We start from the raw sequence: 19,009 nt of genomic DNA, 5'->3' as shown, positions 1-19,009 counted from the left end.
CTCGTATTGAGCCGTAAAGGAAGCACTAACATGGACCAAGAACGTTTAACCCACCTCAAGCAACTCGAAGCGGAGAGTATTCATATCATCCGTGAAGTGGCGGCTGAGTTTGATAACCCAGTGATGATGTACTCGATCGGTAAAGATTCATCGGTGATGTTGCATCTCGCTCGCAAAGCTTTCTACCCAGGAAAGATCCCGTTCCCACTGCTGCATGTGGATACCGACTGGAAATTCAAAGAGATGATTGAGTTTCGCGATCGTACGGCTGAAAAGTATGGTTTTGAGCTTTTGGTGCATAAGAACCCTGAAGGTTTAGCGATGGGCTGTAGCCCATTTACGCACGGCTCATCTAAGCATACCGATATCATGAAAACACAAGGCCTGAAACAGGCTCTGAATAAATATGGTTTTGATGCGGCTTTTGGTGGTGCTCGTCGAGATGAAGAGAAATCACGTGCTAAAGAGCGTGTCTATTCGTTCCGCGATAAGAACCACACTTGGGATCCAAAGAATCAACGTCCAGAGTTATGGCGTACTTACAACGGCCAGATCAACAAAGGTGAAAGCATTCGTGTCTTCCCACTATCGAACTGGACTGAACTGGATATCTGGCAATACATCTACTTGGAGAACATCGACATTGTTCCGCTGTATCTAGCAGAAAAACGTCCTGTTGTTGAGCGTGATGGCATGCTGATCATGGTTGATGATGATCGTATGAAGTTAGAGCCGGGAGAAGTGATTGAAGAGAAGAGCGTACGTTTCCGTACTCTTGGTTGCTACCCGCTTACGGGGGCGATTGAGTCTGAAGCGAATACGTTAACTGGCATTATCGAAGAGATGTTGGTGGCAACATCGAGTGAACGTCAAGGCCGCGCGATCGACCACGATCAGTCTGGATCGATGGAACTGAAAAAACGTCAAGGCTACTTCTAATTTAGGATCTAAGGAAAGAAACATGAACAGCGTAGTAGAAGCTCAATTAGAAGAGCTAGGTATCGAAGGTTACCTTACACAGCATCAATACAAATCACTGCTTAGATTCCTTACCTGTGGATCTGTAGATGATGGCAAAAGTACTTTAATCGGTCGATTACTGCATGACTCAAAGCAGATCTATGAAGATCAGTTAGCGGCCGTACATAACGACAGTCAACGTGTGGGCACAACAGGCGAGCGTCCTGACTTAGCGTTATTGGTCGATGGATTACAGGCAGAGCGAGAGCAGGGGATCACGATTGATGTCGCGTACCGTTACTTCTCTACTCAAAAACGTAAGTTCATCATTGCCGACACCCCGGGGCATGAACAGTACACACGCAATATGGCAACAGGAGCATCAACGTGTGATCTGGCGGTGATCTTAATTGACGCTCGTAAAGGCGTTTTGGATCAAACTCGTCGTCATTCGTTTATCTCAAATCTATTGGGTTTAAAACACTTTGTTGTCGCCGTGAACAAAATGGATCTTGTCGACTACTCACAGCAACGATTTGAACAGATCCGCGACGAGTATTTGGAGTTTTCCAAGAATCTACAGGGTGAAATCGATATTCAGATTTTACCGCTGTCGGCTTTAGAGGGTGACAATGTTGTAGATGCAAGTGAGAACTTGAGTTGGTTCGAAGGTCCATCTTTGCTTGAGATCCTTGAAACGGTAAACGTTGATCGTGACAAGGCCGTTGGTGAATTCCGTTTTCCAGTTCAATACGTGAATCGACCAAACCTAGATTTCCGTGGTTTCGCAGGCACGATTGCATCAGGCTCTATCAAAGTTGGTGATGAGGTTAAGGCGTTACCTTCAGGAAAAACATCGAAAGTTGCTCGTATTGTGACTTTTGATGGCGACCTAGAGCAGGCACAAGCTGGACTGGCAGTGACGCTCACTTTGGAAGACGAAATTGATATTAGTCGTGGTGATCTAATTGTTCTTGAAAAGGCGCAGATTGAATCGAGCAACCATCTCCTTGCTGATGTGGTTTGGATGACAGAACAACCGCTTCAGCCGGGGCGTGAGTATGACATCAAGATTGCTGGCAAGAAAACAGTGGGTCGTGTTGAGTCCATTCGTCACCAGTATGACATCAATAACCTTTCAACCCATAGTGCGGTCGAGTTACCACTTAACGGTATCGGTTTGTGTGAATGGACGCTGACTGAGTCAGTGGCACTCGATAGTTACACCTCATGCCAAGATACTGGTGGGTTTATCATTATTGACCGTTTAACCAATGTGACAGTTGGTGCTGGCTTGGTACGTGAAAGCTTGACTCAGGTGGAAACGAAAGTAGGTGATTTCTCTGCATTTGAGATCGAACTTAACGCGTTAATCCGTAAGCATTTCCCACACTGGGAATCAAAAGATATCAGTCAGTTACTTAAGTAACCGTCTTACTGGTAGGGAAGTAATATGTGGCAACAAGGATTTGTGTTAGCAATATTATTAGGCATAGTAACCTGCCTGTTGGCTACGCGGATTAAACCGAGTTATATCTTCGCAGGTGCAGCATTCATTGCTTTTCTTGGCGGAATGATTGAGCTAGGTGATGTTGCCACGAATTTTACTAATTCTTCTCTACTGACTTTGGTGCTGCTGATTTTGGCTTCAGCAGCATTGGAGAAAACGCGTTTGGTGAGTTGGGTCAGTCGTTCATTGTCTAATGGTCGTCTAGCCACTGTGGTTGCAAAACTTGGGATTTCAACCGCGTTACTCTCTTCATTTACCAATAATACCGCGGTGGTGGTATCTCTGATTGGCGCCATCAAGCGCAATCAGCAGCATGCTCCATCTAAACTGTTGATCCCTCTCTCTTATGCGGCGATTTTGGGTGGTACGCTCACTTTGATCGGCACATCAACAAACTTGATCATCAATAGCTTTGTTGAAGATGCCGGTTTGCCGAGTTTAGGTTTTTTTGCCCCCACGTTGATCGGTTTGTCTGTGCTGCTTGGTGGCTTGATGATCTTGATCCCCATGAGCTACTTTCTGCCTGATTATGAAGATCATGCACAAGATGAGCTGCCTTATTTCTTAGAAGCACGCGTCGAACCAGGTTCTCCGTTAGTTGGACGGAGCATCAGTGAAAACAACCTACGTGCGTTACGTAAGTTGTTCTTGGCTGAAGTGGTTCGTGATGGTCAGACTATGCCTTCGGTCGAACCAGACTTTGTCCTTCAAGCTCGAGATAGATTGTTGTTTTGTGGTGATATCGAAAGTGTCGCCACTTTGCAGGAGATTCAAGGTTTAACCCTATTTGGCCAACACCATCTTAATGGACAAGGGTTTGTTGAAGTTGTTGTCAGCTCTTCAGCCAGTTTCTGCAATAAGACGCTGAAATCGAGCCATTTTCGAGACCGATTTGATGCAGTAGTGGTAGCGATTCGTCGTGGTCACGAGCGTTTGCAAGGTGGCTTGGGAAATATCACGCTGAATGCAGGGGATACCTTAGTACTTGTTCCTGGTAAGCGTTTTGAACAAGAGCGACAAGCTCATCGCAAAGAGTTTGTATTGATCAATGCGCTTGATTCAAGTGCTCGTCTAGACACGAATAAATCGACTTGTGTGTTATTGGGCTTTGCTGGTGTCATATCCTTAGCTTTGCTTGACGTGTTTCCATTGATAAAAGGTTTGTCCGTCTTTCTTTTAGCGGCGCTCTTTTCTGGCGTCATCCAGCTTGCCGAATTGCGTAGACGCTTTCCCATCGATATTGTTGTGATCGTTGGTTCGGCGCTGTCAATCGCACAACTGATGTTGTCATCCGGTTTATCGGTCAGTTTGGGTCAGATGTTTATTGAAGGATTTAATGGATGGGGAGTCTTTGGCGCTTTGGTTGCGACTTACTTGCTTACTCTTATTTTAACTGAGCTTGTTACTAACAATGCTGCGGCCGCATTAGCATTTCCAATTGGTTACAGTATGGCTCTGGGCTACGGGGTCGATCCTATGCCATTTATTATGGCGGTGTTGTTTGGTGCAAGTGCGAGCTTTATTTCACCCTACGGTTATCAAACTAACCTTTTGGTTTATAGCGTAGGAAACTACAAAATTACTGATTATGTTCGAGTGGGAATTCCTTTATCGATTGTTTACTCCGTGTTGGTGTTAACGCTGATTCCACTCTTCTTTCCGTTCTAAAAGGACTCAATTATGACTACGGAAACACCGACTAAAGACGAAAATGTTGTTTGGCATCATCACTCGATTGACAAAGAATTTCGCGCCAAACTTAAAGGGCAGCAACCCGTTGTGCTTTGGTTTACTGGCTTGTCTGGCGCAGGCAAGTCGACCGTCGCTGGTGCTTTAGAAACGCGTTTGGCTGAATCGGGATATCACACTTACTTGTTAGATGGAGACAATGTTCGTCATGGTTTGTGTAGTGATCTCGGATTTTCTGAGCAAGATCGCCGTGAAAACATCCGTCGCATCGGTGAATTGGCTAAGCTGATGGCGGATGCTGGTTTGATCGTCTTGTCCGCTTTTATTTCTCCTCATCGTGCAGAGAGGCAGTTGGTACGTGAAATGCTGCCAGAGGGCGAGTTTTTAGAAGTGTTCGTCAATACATCATTGGAAGTGTGTGAGCAAAGGGATCCTAAAGGTCTGTATAAAAAAGCGCGTGCAGGGGAGATTGCTAATTTTACTGGTATCGATTCTGAGTATGAAGCACCACTCAATCCAGAAATTGATCTTCGGGCAGGTGAGAAGTCAATTGATGAGCTGGTTGATGACTGCTTAAAAGTATTGAAAGCCCGTAAGGTGATTGCATAAATAAAAAACGCTTCTCTAGAGAAGCGTTTTTTATTTGTCTTTCTGTAATGGGTTATTCAAAACAGATCTCAATAAATGCGTTACCCCATTGAGAAGTGAACGGCATGATAATGATAGAACCTTCGCACTTGTGACGGATGGTGTGGCCTTTACCAGAGACAACGACAGGTGTCGCCATATCAAAATCAAAGCCACTTTCGGCTAGGATACGTTTCGCACCACCCGTTACCATGTTAGTGATTTCACCCACCATGTCTGTCACTTCATCGTTCAGTCCATTAGGGCGTTCACCAAGCATATTCTGCATAATTTCAAGAGCGAGGTTTTCATCGAAAGTAATCGACATAGAACCGCGGCTTTGCGGACCTACCATCCCGATTAAACCTGAAACATCTCCACGTGCAATTTCATCTTTTTTGACACGAGGTTTCTGTGGCTTCAATTCCAGTGAAGCCATCGTTTTCAAAACATTCATCAATGAAGCTAAAAACGGGTTTACAAATTCAGCGCGCATAATCTTCTTCTATATCTTATTTCGCTTTGTCAGAGGCACATGACTGACAAATACCATGTGATTCAATAACGTGATTGTTGATGGAAAAACCATGTACTTCCGCATTCTTCTTTAGCAAGGCTACCAAACTATCATCTTGTAGTTCAATAACGTTACTGCATCTGTCGCAAATCAAAAGATGCGAGTGATGCTTATGGGCATTGCACGAGCAGCATTGAATGTAGCTGTTGGTTGATTCAACGCGGTGGATGAATCCCTGTTCGAGCAAAAAGTCCAAGGCTCGATATACAGTAGGTGGTTTGGCCTGGGGTTCACTTACTTTTAACTCGTCTAAAAGCTCATAAGCACTTGCCGCCTTTGGACTTGAGCAAATCAGCTCAAACACTCTTTTGCGTTGGGCGGTAAGCCTTACGCCTCTGGCTGCACATATATCTTCTATTTGCTTTACTAACTGCTGGTCCAAACTTATCACCGTTACCATTGGACATTTTTAATAATATACCATTTCTTGCGGTTTATCGTCGCTCTGTAGGTAATATCAATTCGCTATGTCAGTAGGTTACTTATTCGAAGGATGAATAGTAGTAGCCTGACTTTAATGGCATAAGTTACATTATCTACAATAAAAACGATACAAATTACAGCATTTTACTCACTTCTCATCGCAGGCTTGTGTCCAAGATCTGTAAACCGCGCTCAAAATCAAATTCTTCCAGTGCCTTAGTCAGCTCAGAGAGCTGGTTTCGCGACAAACCAATTTGCTGCCCAGATTGCAGTCCATTGATGATAGAAATTGCTTCGGTATCACTTTGTTCTATAGCGGCATAGAGTTTGGTGTAGGTAGTGGGCTCATACGATTTATCTTCCACAATTTGTGCGTTTTGCTCTGGTTGGTGTAGCGTTTGTTCTACGTTGCAAACCAGCGAGCTTAACGTATCAACCAATTTCTGACGAAGGGTTTCATTGTCTAGCTGCTGTTCAAGAGAAGCACTGAGCTGGTGGAGTTCTATTGCGCCTATATTACCAGCCACTCCCTTGAGCGTATGGATATTTCGCGCTTGGATAGTGTTATCTGCGTCGCAAAGTGCTTTAGAGACCGCATTTGTATCTCGGTAGGTCTCGGCAAAACGACGAAGAAGCTTTTTATAGAGATCCATGTTACCGCTTGAGCGAATCAAACCCGCAGTGGTATCTACTCCTTCAATCGCAAGCATTTCCCCTTGAGTTTCTGTTGAGTTGGCGACAAATTGTTGTGGATGCTTGGGCGTGATCCATTGTGCCAACGTACTGAACATACTACCGACATCAATCGGTTTGGCGATGATGTCATTCATACCAGCTTCGGTGGCTTTAACTTTATCTCTTTCCATTACGTTGGCTGTCATAGCGATAATGGGAATTGAGTGATCGTTTAGCTCGCTGCGGATGTAATGGGTGGCTTCATATCCATCCATTATTGGCATTTGGCAGTCCATTAAGATGCCATCAAAATCCCCACTCTGGTATAGGTCAATCGCAATCTGGCCGTTTTCCGCAACGGTGACATGAATTTGTTGTCCTTCTAGAAGTTCCGTCGCGAGTTCTTGGTTGATTTCGTTATCTTCAACTAGCAGTAGTTGAGCCCCCGCGAGTTGTTGTACGTTGGCAAGCTGGTGCTGCTCTTGTACCTCACTACGACTTAGACGGGAGTGGCTGACACCGTAGAGCGTGACAATGGCGTCAAACAAATGTGAAGCCGTTATCGGCTTATCCAAAATACTGGGGACTTTCAGACCACGATCTTCAAAAGCATCACTGAGTTCTTCCCGAGCATAGGCCGTGAGCATCAGTAGTTTTGGCTGGTCATCTAACGCTATTTGTTTCGAGACCAATTCAACCAAATCAATGCCATCTTTACCCGGCATCTTCCAATCTGAAATCAAGAGGTCAAATGGGCTGGCGGTCTTAATCGCATGAAGTAGTTTTGCGTATGCGTCATCGACATTACTTGTGCACTCAACATCAAAGTGTAATGACTGAAGAATATCATCCACAATAATTCGAGCGCTGGCGTTATCATCAACAACCAATACCTTGAGTTTATTAAGTTCAACTGGGACAGATATGGCCTCATGTTTTAGCGCGTGGCTGACCTTGGTTTGGATAGAAAACGAGAAGCACGATCCTTTGCCTACTTCGCTCTCTACTTTGATATCGCCTCCCATTAGCTGGCTGAGCTCTTTGCTTATGGCTAGCCCTAAACCTGTGCCGCCATATTTTCGAGTCGTTGAGCTATCGGCTTGTGTAAACTTGCTGAATAGCTTTGCCGTTTGCTCTTGGGTCATGCCAATACCGCTGTCTTTGACAAGAAATTGCAGCACAAGGTTGTCACCGTGACGTTCTGAGACGCGGATAGAGATCTTTATTTCACCTTTTTCAGTGAACTTAACAGCATTGTTGGCGAGATTAATCAATATTTGTCCGAGGCGAAGCGGGTCTCCAACAAGCGTTGTCGGCACATCACGTTCAATATCAATCAATAGTTCTAAACCTCGCTCCGAAGCACGCAGACCGACCAGATTCGAGATATTGTCGAGGACATTTTCCAAGTGAAAATCGACTTGTTCAATGTCGAGTTTTCCTGCCTCAATTTTAGAGAAATCAAGGATGTCATTAATGAGTCCCAGAAGCGAATCCGCTGAGAGCTTAACCTTATGGATATAGTTGCGCTGAGCTTTGGTTAAATCTGTCTTTAAGGCTAAGTAACTCATACCAATGATGGCGTTCATCGGGGTTCGAATTTCATGACTCATGTTGGCTAGGAAGTCGGATTTCGCTCGGTTGGCTGAGTCTGCTTCATCTCTCGCGATAGCGAGCTTGGCGGCAAAACGCTCTAGTGCTGCATGAGACTTATTGGCAAGCAATCCCAGCAATAGTAACGTGACTAAGAAAACGGTGCCGCCAAAGGCCATTTTGGTCGTAATGCTCCCTGAGTTTTCTACCACAGAAAGTTGCTGCTGATATATGGGCTCTATCGATGCCAGCAGTTGTTGGTAACTCGTATTTAACCCCTCTATTTGCAGGTGCTCTTGATTACGTTGTTCGACTAACAGAGTAAAGAGCTTTAGGTATTGTTCACAGGCCTGCATTAAGGCGTCGATCTGAATCTGCTCGTCTTCTGTGGTGACCTGCTCATAAAGGTTCTCAAGCATGTTTACGACTAAGGTCAGCTTTTGTTCCACGTTATGAGCTAGTATTTCCTGTCGAGCCACATTCAGTGTCATTGCATAATCTTTATCGGTCTGCTGTATTTCGCTGATCTCTGTTTGTAATCGCAATAAACTTGAACTGATGGCGAGTTTGTCACTGATGGCTAATTGAATGGTTGAAACGGCTTGCTGTGCGGTGTCGAGTTTGTTTTTTTGATATGTTCTTAGCTCTATCGCTGAGCGCAATAAGTCGCGATTAGCATTATCGATTTGTTGGCTAATGCTCGCTTTGAGTGCGGGGCTCAAATTTGGCCAGCTACGTAGTTGCACCAATGAAGTGCTATAGCGATTATATGCATTTTTTACCAAGGTAAGCAGTTGTTGGCTGGTTGAGTCCCTGGCCTGTTCCGTTAGCTTATCTATCAACTGTTGGGCTTTTTTTAGTTCAAACTGCGCTTTGTTTAAGCTCTCTTGTTGGTTATTAAGAACGTAGCTTTTTTGTTCGGTCTGAGAGTTTGCAATGAGGCTGACTAACCAATGTGATTGAATCGAGTTATCGGATTCAATATCCACCTTGTCACGTAAATCATCGAGCATAGCAATGCTCGCCTCAATGAATGACTCGTGTTCCATTTGAAGTTTGTGAACCATCGCTTCAGTTTGTTCGGCTTGCTTGGACATGGCAGCGCGAGTCTCTGTTACCGACTGGTTGAGCTCAACATAGTTTGCAAAGGCAGTTTTATGTTGGGTGAGTGGCTCATCAAGTGAAAGTGTCGAGTTGTGCCCTAATGAGATTCGAGCGAGGGACTTTGCTTTAACGACTAAATCATCAAACTGTTCGGCAATACTTTGATCGGGTTGCCTGATATAGCTTTGCTCATTGATTTTCATGTTTTCTAGAGCAGATCTTAGCTGAGCATTGTTGGCGTAGTGATCAACCGTATCGAAACGTTGGTTGAGAGTTAGCCATCCCATTATGCCTGCAATGAGCAACATTGCTGCCGCGATGATAAAGCCTGCGAGAATTCTCTTTGAGTCGAGGGCGTATTTGTTTACAGAATCCATTCGGGCCTCAATGGTAAGTATTAAAATTCATCTTTGAAGGAGTCTTTGATCTTTAGTATTTCATCTAACTGTTGGACAAAGATAGGAACCAGTGTGGGGTCAAAATGGGAGCCCGCTTCCTCTTCTAATAGAGCGACGGCTTTTTCTACGGGCCAAGCTTCTTTATAAGGACGCTCACTGGTGAGTGCATCAAATACATCTGCGATAGCAACGATACGTGCGCTTAGCGGAATTTCTTCGCCTTTTAGTTTGTGGGGGTAGCCACTTCCGTCCCATTTCTCGTGGTGGTAGAGAGCAATCTCTTGTGCCATTTGCAGCAGAAGCGATTCACTGTTCGCAATGATATCTGCGCCTATTTTTACGTGGGTTTGCATTACTTCCCATTCGTCTTTATCAAGTTTTCCTGGTTTGCGGAGTACTGCATCAGGAATCCCAATCTTACCAATATCATGCATTGGCGATGCCTGAAAAACCAACTCAACCCAGCGGGGACTAACATCGAGTTGTTGCGCGAGAATCTTTGAGTAGTGGCTCATGCGTACTACATGCATTCCTGTTTCGTTGTCCTTGTATTCGGCGGCTCGGCCTAAGCGTTGAATGACCTCTAAGCGACTCTTTTCGAGTAATGCCGTACGCTCTTTAACCTGATTGGAGAGAGATAAATTTTGATCATACAAAGCGATATGTGTTTTTACTCTAGCTTTAACTATCGGGGGACTGACAGGCTTAGTGATGTAATCGACAGCGCCCATCTCGAATCCTTTTTGTTCGTCGACCACTTCAGATTTAGCGGTAACAAAAATGATGGGAATATCGCATGTTATAGCGCTGGACTTAAGGCAACGACATACTTCATAGCCGTCCATCTCTGGCATCATGATATCGAGTAAGATCAAGTGTGGTGCAGGTTTAGAATTAGCAATCTGAATAGCTTTTTCACCGTTTGTTGCTGCTTTGATACGGTAGTCATCAGATAGAATCCCAGACAGGGTGTGAATGTTATCTGGAATATCGTCGACCACTAGAATGATTGGTTTGTCGTTATTCTCGTTGAGCATTGCGGTAAATCCTTTACTGCATAAATTATTCTGTTGTAGTCCATAGAATAGTTAGGTTTTATAGATAGTTGCAGGACTTATTTGCAAATCAGATGAGTTCTCTTACAGAACAGTGAAGTGGCTTTAAGTTTCGGCATCAGTCTGTTTTATCATTGACTCGAAGCTGCCGTTGCTTTTGACCACTGGCAGTCCAAATGCTCCCTGAGCTAACAGCTGGTTATCGGTGCTCTCATTATTTTATTTTAAATCAGTGGTTTAATTGCTGTCTTTCTGTTTTTTTAGCTTTTGGGTTGCTGGTGGCTAAAAGCTACCGATAACGGCCTAAGCTATTTCTTATCTTAGCCCGCTCTATGAATCGACACAGATACAAAGAAATTAATACGCTACCTCTTTAGTGTTATTTTTTTAATTGATTGTATTGACAATATGCTGGTGGTTTCACATATTTATATCAGCTTTGGTTCATCAACAGAGGCTAGGTTAAGACTTATGGATAGATCAAACTTAAGGACATTGGTCGATAGCATTCATGCTGAAATCAGTAACGATAGGCTACACGGGTTACACAAAACCAGTGTGGCATTGGAAGAAGCCATGACTGAATCAGACCGTAGAGAGCTTGCGCAGTATTTTAATTATTTCTCGGTTTGTACGTTCACTGACAACGAATTGATCTTGGAGTATCCCAGTCTTACACTATAAAAATGTTGGCTAACCGAAGGGTTGGCCTTTTTTATTTCGATACAGTCTTGATCTAATTGCTGTATCATAGTGACACGCTCTTATCCAATTTAAACTGGGATAGATAGACAAGCACATGATGTATCAATAGATAATTTAACCGCTTATTGTCATTCCTTAGTATCCCCTCATTTTTCCTGAATGTTTTCTATTCTGTGTGTATAATCGCGGATTCTGTTTTGACCACGATGCTCACTGTATAGCGAGACTCACCTTATATGAAACCTGACAATACTAGTAAATACGCGGCTAACCGCTTTTCCATTGCACCCATGCTCGATTGGACGGATCGACACTGCCGTTACTTCCACCGCTTGTTGACGAACGAGACTCTGCTTTATACAGAGATGGTCACTACAGGGGCAATTATTCATGGTAAAGGTGACTTCCTAGCATATAACCAGGAAGAGCATCCAGTAGCCCTGCAATTAGGTGGTTCAAATCCTAAGGACTTGGCTACTTGCGCTAAACTGGCAGCAGAGCGTGGTTACGATGAGATTAACTTAAACGTTGGCTGTCCATCTGACCGTGTACAGAATGGCCGTTTTGGTGCTTGTCTAATGGGGGAGCCTAAGTTGGTGGCAGACTGTGTTGCAGCTATGCGTGATGTGGTTGATGTACCTGTGACAGTGAAGACCCGCATTGGTATTGATGATCAAGATTCGTATGAATTCCTGACTGACTTTGTTTCTATCGTCTCAGAGAAAGGCGGTTGTGAGCAATTTACTATCCATGCTCGTAAAGCTTGGCTTTCTGGTCTTAGTCCAAAAGAGAACCGAGAGATCCCACCACTGGACTACCCACGCGCATATCAGCTAAAGAAAGACTTCTCTCATTTAGTGATCGCTGTGAATGGTGGTGTTAAAACTCTGGAAGAGACTAAAGAGCACTTGCAGCACCTTGATGGTGTGATGGTAGGGCGCGAAGCATATCAGAATCCCTATATCTTAGCTGAAGTCGATCAACAGATCTTTGGTTTAGATAAGCCAATTAAAAAGCGCACTCAGGTTGTGGAAGAGATGTATCCATACATTGAACAGCAGCTTTCGAATGGCGCGTATTTAGGTCATATTACTCGTCATATGTTGGGTTTGTTCCAAAACATGCCGGGTGCTCGTCAATGGCGCCGTCATATTAGTGAAAACGCTCATAAGCCAGGATCGGGTATTGAAGTGGTCGAAGCGGCACTAGCGAAAATTCCCAAAGAGTTGAATGTGTAAGAATTACCAACTGGGTTGGTGAAAATTACCATTACGTATCGAAGAAAAGAGTGCTATTCAATAGCGCTCTTTTTTTATTTCTATATTTTCAATGCGTTAGCTTGTTAGTTAACTTTGGCACGCATCCTGAAATAGAGGTTAGTAACAACAAAGGAGATTGATATGTTTGAGCTAATCTTTATTTTGGTATTTGTAGCAACATTACTGGTCACTGGAGTGACTATGGTTACCGTGTTTGTCGGAGTTGCTTTTTCTCTGGTAGTCATGGTGCTTCTAGGAATGGTTGGCGCAGTGATCAAACTCATTCCATGGCTGATTGTGATTGCTATTGGCGTTTGGTTCTTCAAGAACTATGTAGTTCAGCCTCGATAACGGGACTCTACTGAGAAATATTTACTGGCTAGAGGTATGTCTATGTTAGAATTTGACGAACATCATACTTATCTAGCCATGTGCAGCTCGATTCGGGGCTGTCTGAAGTGAATACTTGGAGAACTAATCCCATGGGTTTTAAAACCGCCAGTGCATTCGCCATCGCGGCAGTCGTTTCTGCGTCAGCTTTCGCTGAGTCCTCTCTAACAACTAAGTTTGGCGCTGAAGCGTGGCTACCAGACACTAAAGTGAACGAGGTAACTCGAGACGGTGATGCAACACCAAGTGTTTATGTAGCGGTTGAACACGGTATCAAATATGTGCCTGATGCACGTCTTCGCTACACGAGCGTTGATGATGATTACATGGCTTTTGATAAACTGGATTTAACGTTGTACTACCGTGTTATGGAGCATGATTTAATGCATTTCGATGCGGGTATGACGTTCAGTGACCTAGGTAATACTAAATATCTCAACCCTGAAAATAGCGCTAGCACAACGTTTGATAAAACCATTTGGGCTTGGTACGGTTATGCAGAAATCACTGTGCCTAACACCAATTTCGATGTCATCGGTGAAATGAACTTTGGTAACAGTGGCGGTATTAAGAGTACCGACTTGATGGCAGGTGTACAGTACCGCTTACCTGTTGGTGAGAATACATTGGCTTTCCGTGGTGGTTACCGAGTGATTGATTTGGAGTCGGAAGAATTCCCGAATACTAAGGGCGACCCGTTTATTTTTGCTAATGGCTTCTTTGCTGGCGCAGAGTTTTCTTTCTAAACATCTGAGTCTATTTTTTAAAACGTCGCTATCTAAAGCGGCGTTTTTTTATATCTATTGATTATATCCGTTCATTTCGTTTAGCACTTTTTCTGTCATTAGCCATGCTTAATAAGGAATTTTAGCCAGAGAAAGGAATCTCATGACTATCACTGAACTTCGAAATCTATATCGTGAGAATCAGCTAGTAGAAGCCATTATCGAGCCTTCGGCACAAGAAGGAAGCTGGATTGTGGAATTTCGCCATGCTCGTGGTGGCTTTGTTCTTTTGACCGACTCTCACGGTGAAGAGTGTCATTATATGGACCTCGATCTAGCGTCAAAGTCAGCAATGGCGGTAGGTTTCAAGCAGGTTCGCGTAGAGGCAAAATAGCATTTGATGATTGTTGTCTCCCTATTCTTTAATTCAAAAAGTTATAAAACATTCACTTCTATTCTTTCTTGTTATTAAAGAGAGTGGTTAATCTATCATCACGCAATGAATAGGGATGTCGAGACCATGTCTTTAAACAAGAACGTGTCCTCTCAAGGAAACACGCCACAAGAACTACCATCGATCGCAGCTCCTCTGAATGATCAACAGCTGAACTCGCTACAACAGACCGTTGCAGACTTGTCTTCTCAGCAGTTGGCATGGGTGAGTGGATATTTTTGGGGATTGGCCCAAACACAGACCGTGTCTGCTGCCGCGCCAATCAACCAAGCCGTTGCTGCTGTAGCGGCAAAGCCTGCTGGCAAACTATCAATTATTTTTGCTTCACAAACTGGCAATGCAAAAGGTGTTGCAGAAGCGCTAGAGCAAGAAGCAAAAGCCTTGGGTATTGAAGCAGAGCTATTCGATGCCAGTGACTATAAAGGTAAAAACCTAGCCAAAGAAACACATGTAATTATTGTGGCTTCAACCAATGGTGAAGGTGAAGCGCCGGACAATGCCATAGAATTGCATGAGTTTTTGCAGTCTAAGAAAGCGCCTAAATTACCAAACCTGAAATATGGTGTGATTGGTCTAGGGGACTCTAGCTATGAGTTCTTCTGCCAAACAGGTAAAGATTTTGACGCTTACCTTGCGAAGCAAGGCGCGACGGCTTTCATTGATCGCATTGATTGTGATGTTGACTATGAAGCGTCAGCGTCTGAATGGCGTGCTAAAGCGCTGGAGACAGTGAAAGAAGATCTCTCTTCTGGGCAAGAAGCGGATGTTGTTCAGCTTCCAGTTGCTCAAGCTGCCGGACACTCTCAGTACAGTAAGCAAAAACCTTATACTGCCACTTTGCTGACTAGCCAAAAAATTACAGGTCGTGATTCAGGGAAAGATGTTCGTCATATCGAAATCGACTTGGACGGCTCAGGCTTAACATATCAACCGGGTGATGCGCTTGGGGTATGGTTTGAAAACAGCTCTGAGCTAGCTAACGCTATCTTAGCAAAAGTGGGTTTATCTGGGGTTGAAAGCGTTGAAGTGGACGGTGAAAGCCTGTCCATTCATAGTGCGCTGGTGGCTAAATATGAGATCACGGCATCTAACCCACAACTGGTCGCGAAGTACGCAGAGCTGTCCGGTAGTAAAAAACTACTAAAACTGGCTCAAGATAAAGACCAATTACGTGAATACGCAACCAATACTCAGGTCGTTGATGTTCTTGATGAAAAGAAAACCAAGTTAACCGCAGATCAACTGATTGGTTTGCTGCGTCGTTTGACCCCTCGTCTATACTCAATCGCTTCGAGTCAGTCAGAAGTAGACCAAGAAGTTCATCTAACCGTTGGCCTTGTTGAATATGATAAAGGTGACGATAAGCGCTACGGCGGCGCCTCAAGCTTCTTATCACAACGACTGGAAGAGGGTGGCGAGGTTAAAGTGTTTGTTGAAAACAACAATAACTTCAAATTGCCTCAAGATGACAACACTCCCGTCATCATGATTGGTCCAGGTACTGGTATTGCCCCTTTCCGTAGCTTTATTCAAGAGCGTGATAACCGTGATGCTGAAGGCAAGAACTGGTTATTCTTCGGTGACCGCACCTTTACTCAAGACTTCCTTTACCAAGTGGAGTGGCAGAAGTACCTCAAATCTGGATTGCTTAATCGTCTAGATGTTGCCTTTAGCCGTGATCAAGTGGAGAAGGTCTACGTCCAGCACCGCATCCTAGAAAATGCAGAGCAGGTTTGGCAGTGGATTCAAGATGGTGCCTATATCTATGTCTGTGGTGACGCCACTCGAATGGCAAAAGATGTGCACGAAGCGTTGGTAATTGTTGCTGAGCAACAAGGCAAGATGTCTCGTGATGATGCAGAAGAATTTATTAACGACTTACGTAAAGCAAAACGTTACCAAAGGGATGTGTACTAATGAGCAATAAGCAGGAAGTATTGGGCGAAGTTCTAGGACCTCTTTCGGATAACGAACGCCTCAAAACTCAAAGTAATTTCTTACGTGGCACAATCGAGCAAGATTTGCAGGACCGTATTACTGGTGGATTTACAGCAGATAACTTTCAGCTGATTCGTTTCCACGGAATGTACCAGCAAGATGACCGCGACATTCGAAATGAACGCGCCAAGCAAAAACTCGAACCACTGCACAATGTAATGCTACGTGCACGCATGCCAGGTGGCATCATTACACCAAAACAGTGGCTTGCGATTGATAAGTTTGCAACCGAACATTCGCTATATGGCAGTATTCGTCTAACGACACGTCAAACGTTTCAGTTTCACGGTGTACTAAAGCCAAATATCAAGCTCATGCACCAAACCCTAAACAGCATTGGGATTGACTCAATAGCGACGGCTGGTGACGTAAACCGTAACGTCCTATGTACGACCAACCCAATTGAGTCTGAGTTACATCAAGAAGCTTATGAATGGGCGAAGAAGATCAGCGAACACTTGCTACCTAAAACTAAAGCGTACGCGGAGATCTGGTTGGATGGCGAGAAAGTAGAAACAACAGAAGATGACGAACCAATTTTAGGTAAGACGTATCTTCCTCGTAAGTTCAAAACAACGGTTGTTATTCCGCCACAAAATGATGTCGACGTACATGCTAACGACCTTAACTTCGTCGCGATTGGTGAAAATGGAAAATTAGTTGGCTTCAACGTATTAGTTGGCGGTGGTCTTGCTATGACGCACGGCGATACATCTACCTATGCTCGCCGCGCAGATGACTTTGGGTTTATCCCTCTAGAAAAGACGCTAGATGTCGCTGCGGCCATCGTCACCACTCAGCGTGACTGGGGTAACCGCTCAAATCGTAAAAACGCAAAAACTAAGTACACACTCGATCGTGTCGGTATTGATGTCTTTAAAGCGGAAGTCGAAAAGCGAGCTGGCGTGAAGTTCTCGGATAGTCGCCCATACGAGTTTACTGATCGTGGTGACCGTATTGGATGGGTTGAAGGTATAGACGGTAAACACCACTTAGCTCTATTTATCGAAAATGGTCGTCTGCTTGATTACCCAGGCAAACCGCTTAAAACAGGTGTTGCTGAAATTGCCAAAATTCACAAAGGCGATTTCCGCATGACAGCAAACCAAAACTTGATTGTTGCTGGTGTAGCGAAAAGCCAGAAAGCAAAAATTGAAAAGATCGCCCGTGAACATGGTTTGATCGATGACAGCGTGAGTGAGCAGCGCAAAAACTCAATGGCGTGTGTGGCATTCCCGACATGTCCATTAGCGATGGCTGAAGCAGAGCGTTTCCTTCCGCAGTTTGTTACAGACGTAGAAGGCATCCTAGAAAAACACGGCTTACCAGAAAATGACAACATTATATTGCGAGTCACTGGTTGTCCGAATGGCTGTGGACGCGCAATGTTGGCTGAAATCGGATTGGTTGGTAAAGCGCCAGGTCGCTACAACCTGCACCTTGGTGGTAACCGAGCAGGTACGCGTATTCCGAAGATGTATAAAGAGAACATCACAGATAAACAGATACTAGAAGAAATTGATCTGCTAGTTGGTCGTTGGGCGAAAGAACGCGAAGAGGGTGAAGGTTTTGGTGACTTTGCTATACGCGCAGGCATCATCCAAGAAGTTAAAGTGTCTAAGAGGGACTTATATGCTTGATTCTGTCGCTTCCAAACCGAAGTTAGCAGAACTGCTCTCATTAACTAAGACGGAGCAAATACTCCGTCTTGCACAAATTAATGGTGAGCTAGAGAAGCTAACCGCTGAGCAAAGAGTTGCTTGGGCATTAGAAAACCTCGAAGGTCAGTTTGCTGTCTCTTCAAGTTTTGGTGTTCAAGCGGCTGTGATGCTACACCTTGTGACTCAACAGTCTCCTGATATCCCAGTCATCTTAACCGATACAGGCTATCTATTTCCCGAAACGTATCGCTTTATCGATCAGTTAAGCGAACAGCTGACTTTAAATCTCAAAGTTTATCGAGCAATAGAGAGTCCTAACTGGCAAGAGGCGCGCTACGGAAATCTGTGGGAGCAAGGTATCGAGGGAATAGAGAAATACAACAAGATAAACAAAGTTGAACCAATGCGTCGCGCGTTGGATGAACTAGAAGTTGGAACTTGGTTCTCTGGCCTACGCCGAGAGCAATCTAAGTCACGTACCAACTTGCCGATCTTGTCGATCCAAAATGGTGTGTTTAAATTCCTACCCGTAATCGACTGGACTAATAAAGATGTTCATTACTACCTAGAAGAACATGGTCTGCCATATCACCCGCTAAGAGATGAAGGTTATCTGTCCGTTGGTGATACCCATACCACGAAAAAATGGGAACCAGGAATGAGTGAAGAAGAAACTCGTTTCTTTGGTTTAAAGCGTGAATGTGGACTTCATGAAGATGACGGCAATGAGCAAGACGGTTCCGGTATCTAATCTGCTCTCATATATATAAGAAGAAAGGTCGCAATGCGGCCTTTTCTTTTGCCTAAAAAATAGCAATTGTGGATAACTCTGTGAGTATGATGTTTGCTTATTTGGGGTAAAGTTGGATAAATAAAGCTTTGAGCGAAAAAACGACATTTAGACGTTATTTTTGCAATTTTTTCAAAATAACGCTTGCCAATGTGAGCGCGATCTCTATAATGCCTCCTCGTCGACAGGGCAAGAGCTCACAAGGGTTCAAGCGAAGTCGATACGGTTAACTAGCCAAGCAAATTGCTTGAAAAAAAAGTTTGAAAAAAGTGGTTGACACTAAAACTTAAATCGCTAGAATGGCCGCCTCTTCCGAGTGATACGAATCACACAGAAGAGAAGCTCTTTAAAAATATAGACCTATCAATCTGTGTGGGCACTCGTTGATGATAATCCAATTCGATACTTCGGTATCA

Annotated in this window: 16 protein-coding genes; 12 read left to right on the top strand and 4 right to left on the bottom strand. The window is 44.2% G+C overall.

The genetic code is table 11. From position 1 onward, the window contains the following. Window positions 1–6: 6 nt before the first annotated feature. From cysD to cysC, 4 genes are read left to right on the top strand one after another with little or no spacing between them, the layout of a single operon-like run. Complete coding sequence (cysD, locus tag ACQEXP_RS12930) at window positions 7–939, top strand: sulfate adenylyltransferase subunit CysD (RefSeq protein ID WP_269377121.1); 933 nt, start codon at window positions 7–9, stop codon at window positions 937–939. A 22-nt stretch (window positions 940–961) separates the two neighbouring features. Further along, a complete protein-coding gene (gene cysN / locus ACQEXP_RS12925) occupies window positions 962–2,389 on the top strand; it encodes a sulfate adenylyltransferase subunit CysN (RefSeq protein WP_269377122.1) in 1,428 nt (475 codons plus the stop codon). A gap of 24 nt (window positions 2,390–2,413) precedes the next feature. Beyond that, window positions 2,414–4,138, top strand: coding sequence for an SLC13 family permease (locus tag ACQEXP_RS12920; RefSeq protein ID WP_269377123.1), 1,725 nt, complete (start codon window positions 2,414–2,416; stop codon window positions 4,136–4,138). Between the two features lie 12 nt (window positions 4,139–4,150). Then, window positions 4,151–4,768, top strand: a complete 618-nt coding sequence (gene cysC / locus ACQEXP_RS12915; RefSeq protein ID WP_426970343.1) for an adenylyl-sulfate kinase — start codon at window positions 4,151–4,153, stop codon at window positions 4,766–4,768. A gap of 52 nt (window positions 4,769–4,820) precedes the next feature. Here the strand turns inward: cysC and ACQEXP_RS12910 are convergent, their stop codons facing one another. From ACQEXP_RS12910 to ACQEXP_RS12895, 4 genes are all read right to left on the bottom strand, one after another. Then, window positions 4,821–5,282, bottom strand: a complete 462-nt coding sequence (locus tag ACQEXP_RS12910; RefSeq protein ID WP_006878545.1) for a chemotaxis protein CheX — start codon at window positions 5,280–5,282, stop codon at window positions 4,821–4,823. A 16-nt stretch (window positions 5,283–5,298) separates the two neighbouring features. Then, window positions 5,299–5,763 (bottom strand): zinc uptake transcriptional repressor Zur, encoded by a 465-nt coding sequence (zur, locus tag ACQEXP_RS12905; protein ID WP_138972797.1) that lies wholly within the window; start codon window positions 5,761–5,763, stop codon window positions 5,299–5,301. A 178-nt stretch (window positions 5,764–5,941) separates the two neighbouring features. Further along, on the bottom strand, window positions 5,942–9,535 hold the full coding sequence (locus ACQEXP_RS12900) for a response regulator (protein WP_426970341.1): 3,594 nt from the start codon (window positions 9,533–9,535) through the stop codon (window positions 5,942–5,944). A 20-nt stretch (window positions 9,536–9,555) separates the two neighbouring features. Continuing rightward, the gene (locus ACQEXP_RS12895) at window positions 9,556–10,593 is read right to left on the bottom strand and encodes an HD domain-containing phosphohydrolase (RefSeq protein WP_426970339.1); all 1,038 of its coding nucleotides are present in this window, start codon (window positions 10,591–10,593) and stop codon (window positions 9,556–9,558) included. Between the two features lie 489 nt (window positions 10,594–11,082). Between ACQEXP_RS12895 and ACQEXP_RS12890 the strand changes: the two genes are divergently transcribed. The 8 genes from ACQEXP_RS12890 (at window position 11,083) to ACQEXP_RS12855 (ending at window position 18,554) form a co-directional block, all read left to right on the top strand. Then, complete coding sequence (locus ACQEXP_RS12890) at window positions 11,083–11,295, top strand: hypothetical protein (protein WP_269377128.1); 213 nt, start codon at window positions 11,083–11,085, stop codon at window positions 11,293–11,295. Between the two features lie 257 nt (window positions 11,296–11,552). Then, window positions 11,553–12,554, top strand: a complete 1,002-nt coding sequence (gene dusA, locus ACQEXP_RS12885; RefSeq protein WP_426970336.1) for a tRNA dihydrouridine(20/20a) synthase DusA — start codon at window positions 11,553–11,555, stop codon at window positions 12,552–12,554. A gap of 162 nt (window positions 12,555–12,716) precedes the next feature. Beyond that, on the top strand, window positions 12,717–12,926 hold the full coding sequence (gene pspG / locus ACQEXP_RS12880) for an envelope stress response protein PspG (protein ID WP_269377131.1): 210 nt from the start codon (window positions 12,717–12,719) through the stop codon (window positions 12,924–12,926). Between the two features lie 131 nt (window positions 12,927–13,057). Then, complete coding sequence (locus ACQEXP_RS12875) at window positions 13,058–13,711, top strand: TIGR04219 family outer membrane beta-barrel protein (protein WP_426970334.1); 654 nt, start codon at window positions 13,058–13,060, stop codon at window positions 13,709–13,711. 142 nt (window positions 13,712–13,853) lie between these two features. Beyond that, window positions 13,854–14,084 carry a hypothetical protein gene (locus ACQEXP_RS12870; protein ID WP_269377133.1) on the top strand — a complete coding sequence of 77 codons (231 nt, stop codon included), beginning with the start codon at window positions 13,854–13,856 and terminating at the stop codon, window positions 14,082–14,084. A 126-nt stretch (window positions 14,085–14,210) separates the two neighbouring features. Further along, window positions 14,211–16,061, top strand: coding sequence for an assimilatory sulfite reductase (NADPH) flavoprotein subunit (locus tag ACQEXP_RS12865; protein WP_426970332.1), 1,851 nt, complete (start codon window positions 14,211–14,213; stop codon window positions 16,059–16,061). Beyond that, window positions 16,061–17,782, top strand: coding sequence for an assimilatory sulfite reductase (NADPH) hemoprotein subunit (gene cysI / locus ACQEXP_RS12860; protein WP_426970330.1), 1,722 nt, complete (start codon window positions 16,061–16,063; stop codon window positions 17,780–17,782). The genes ACQEXP_RS12865 and cysI overlap by 1 nt, the downstream gene beginning before the upstream one ends. Further along, entirely contained in the window at window positions 17,775–18,554 is a 780-nt protein-coding gene (locus tag ACQEXP_RS12855; RefSeq protein WP_426970328.1) for a phosphoadenylyl-sulfate reductase, read from the top strand. Before cysI ends, ACQEXP_RS12855 begins: the two co-directional genes overlap by 8 nt. Window positions 18,555–19,009 lie beyond the last annotated feature (455 nt).

The organism is Vibrio sp. TRT 1302 (genome assembly GCF_050113875.1).
Classification (GTDB): domain Bacteria; phylum Pseudomonadota; class Gammaproteobacteria; order Enterobacterales; family Vibrionaceae; genus Vibrio.
The sequence above is the reverse complement of the archived record's forward strand: the minus strand, read 5'-3'. Positions and strand labels throughout refer to the sequence as shown.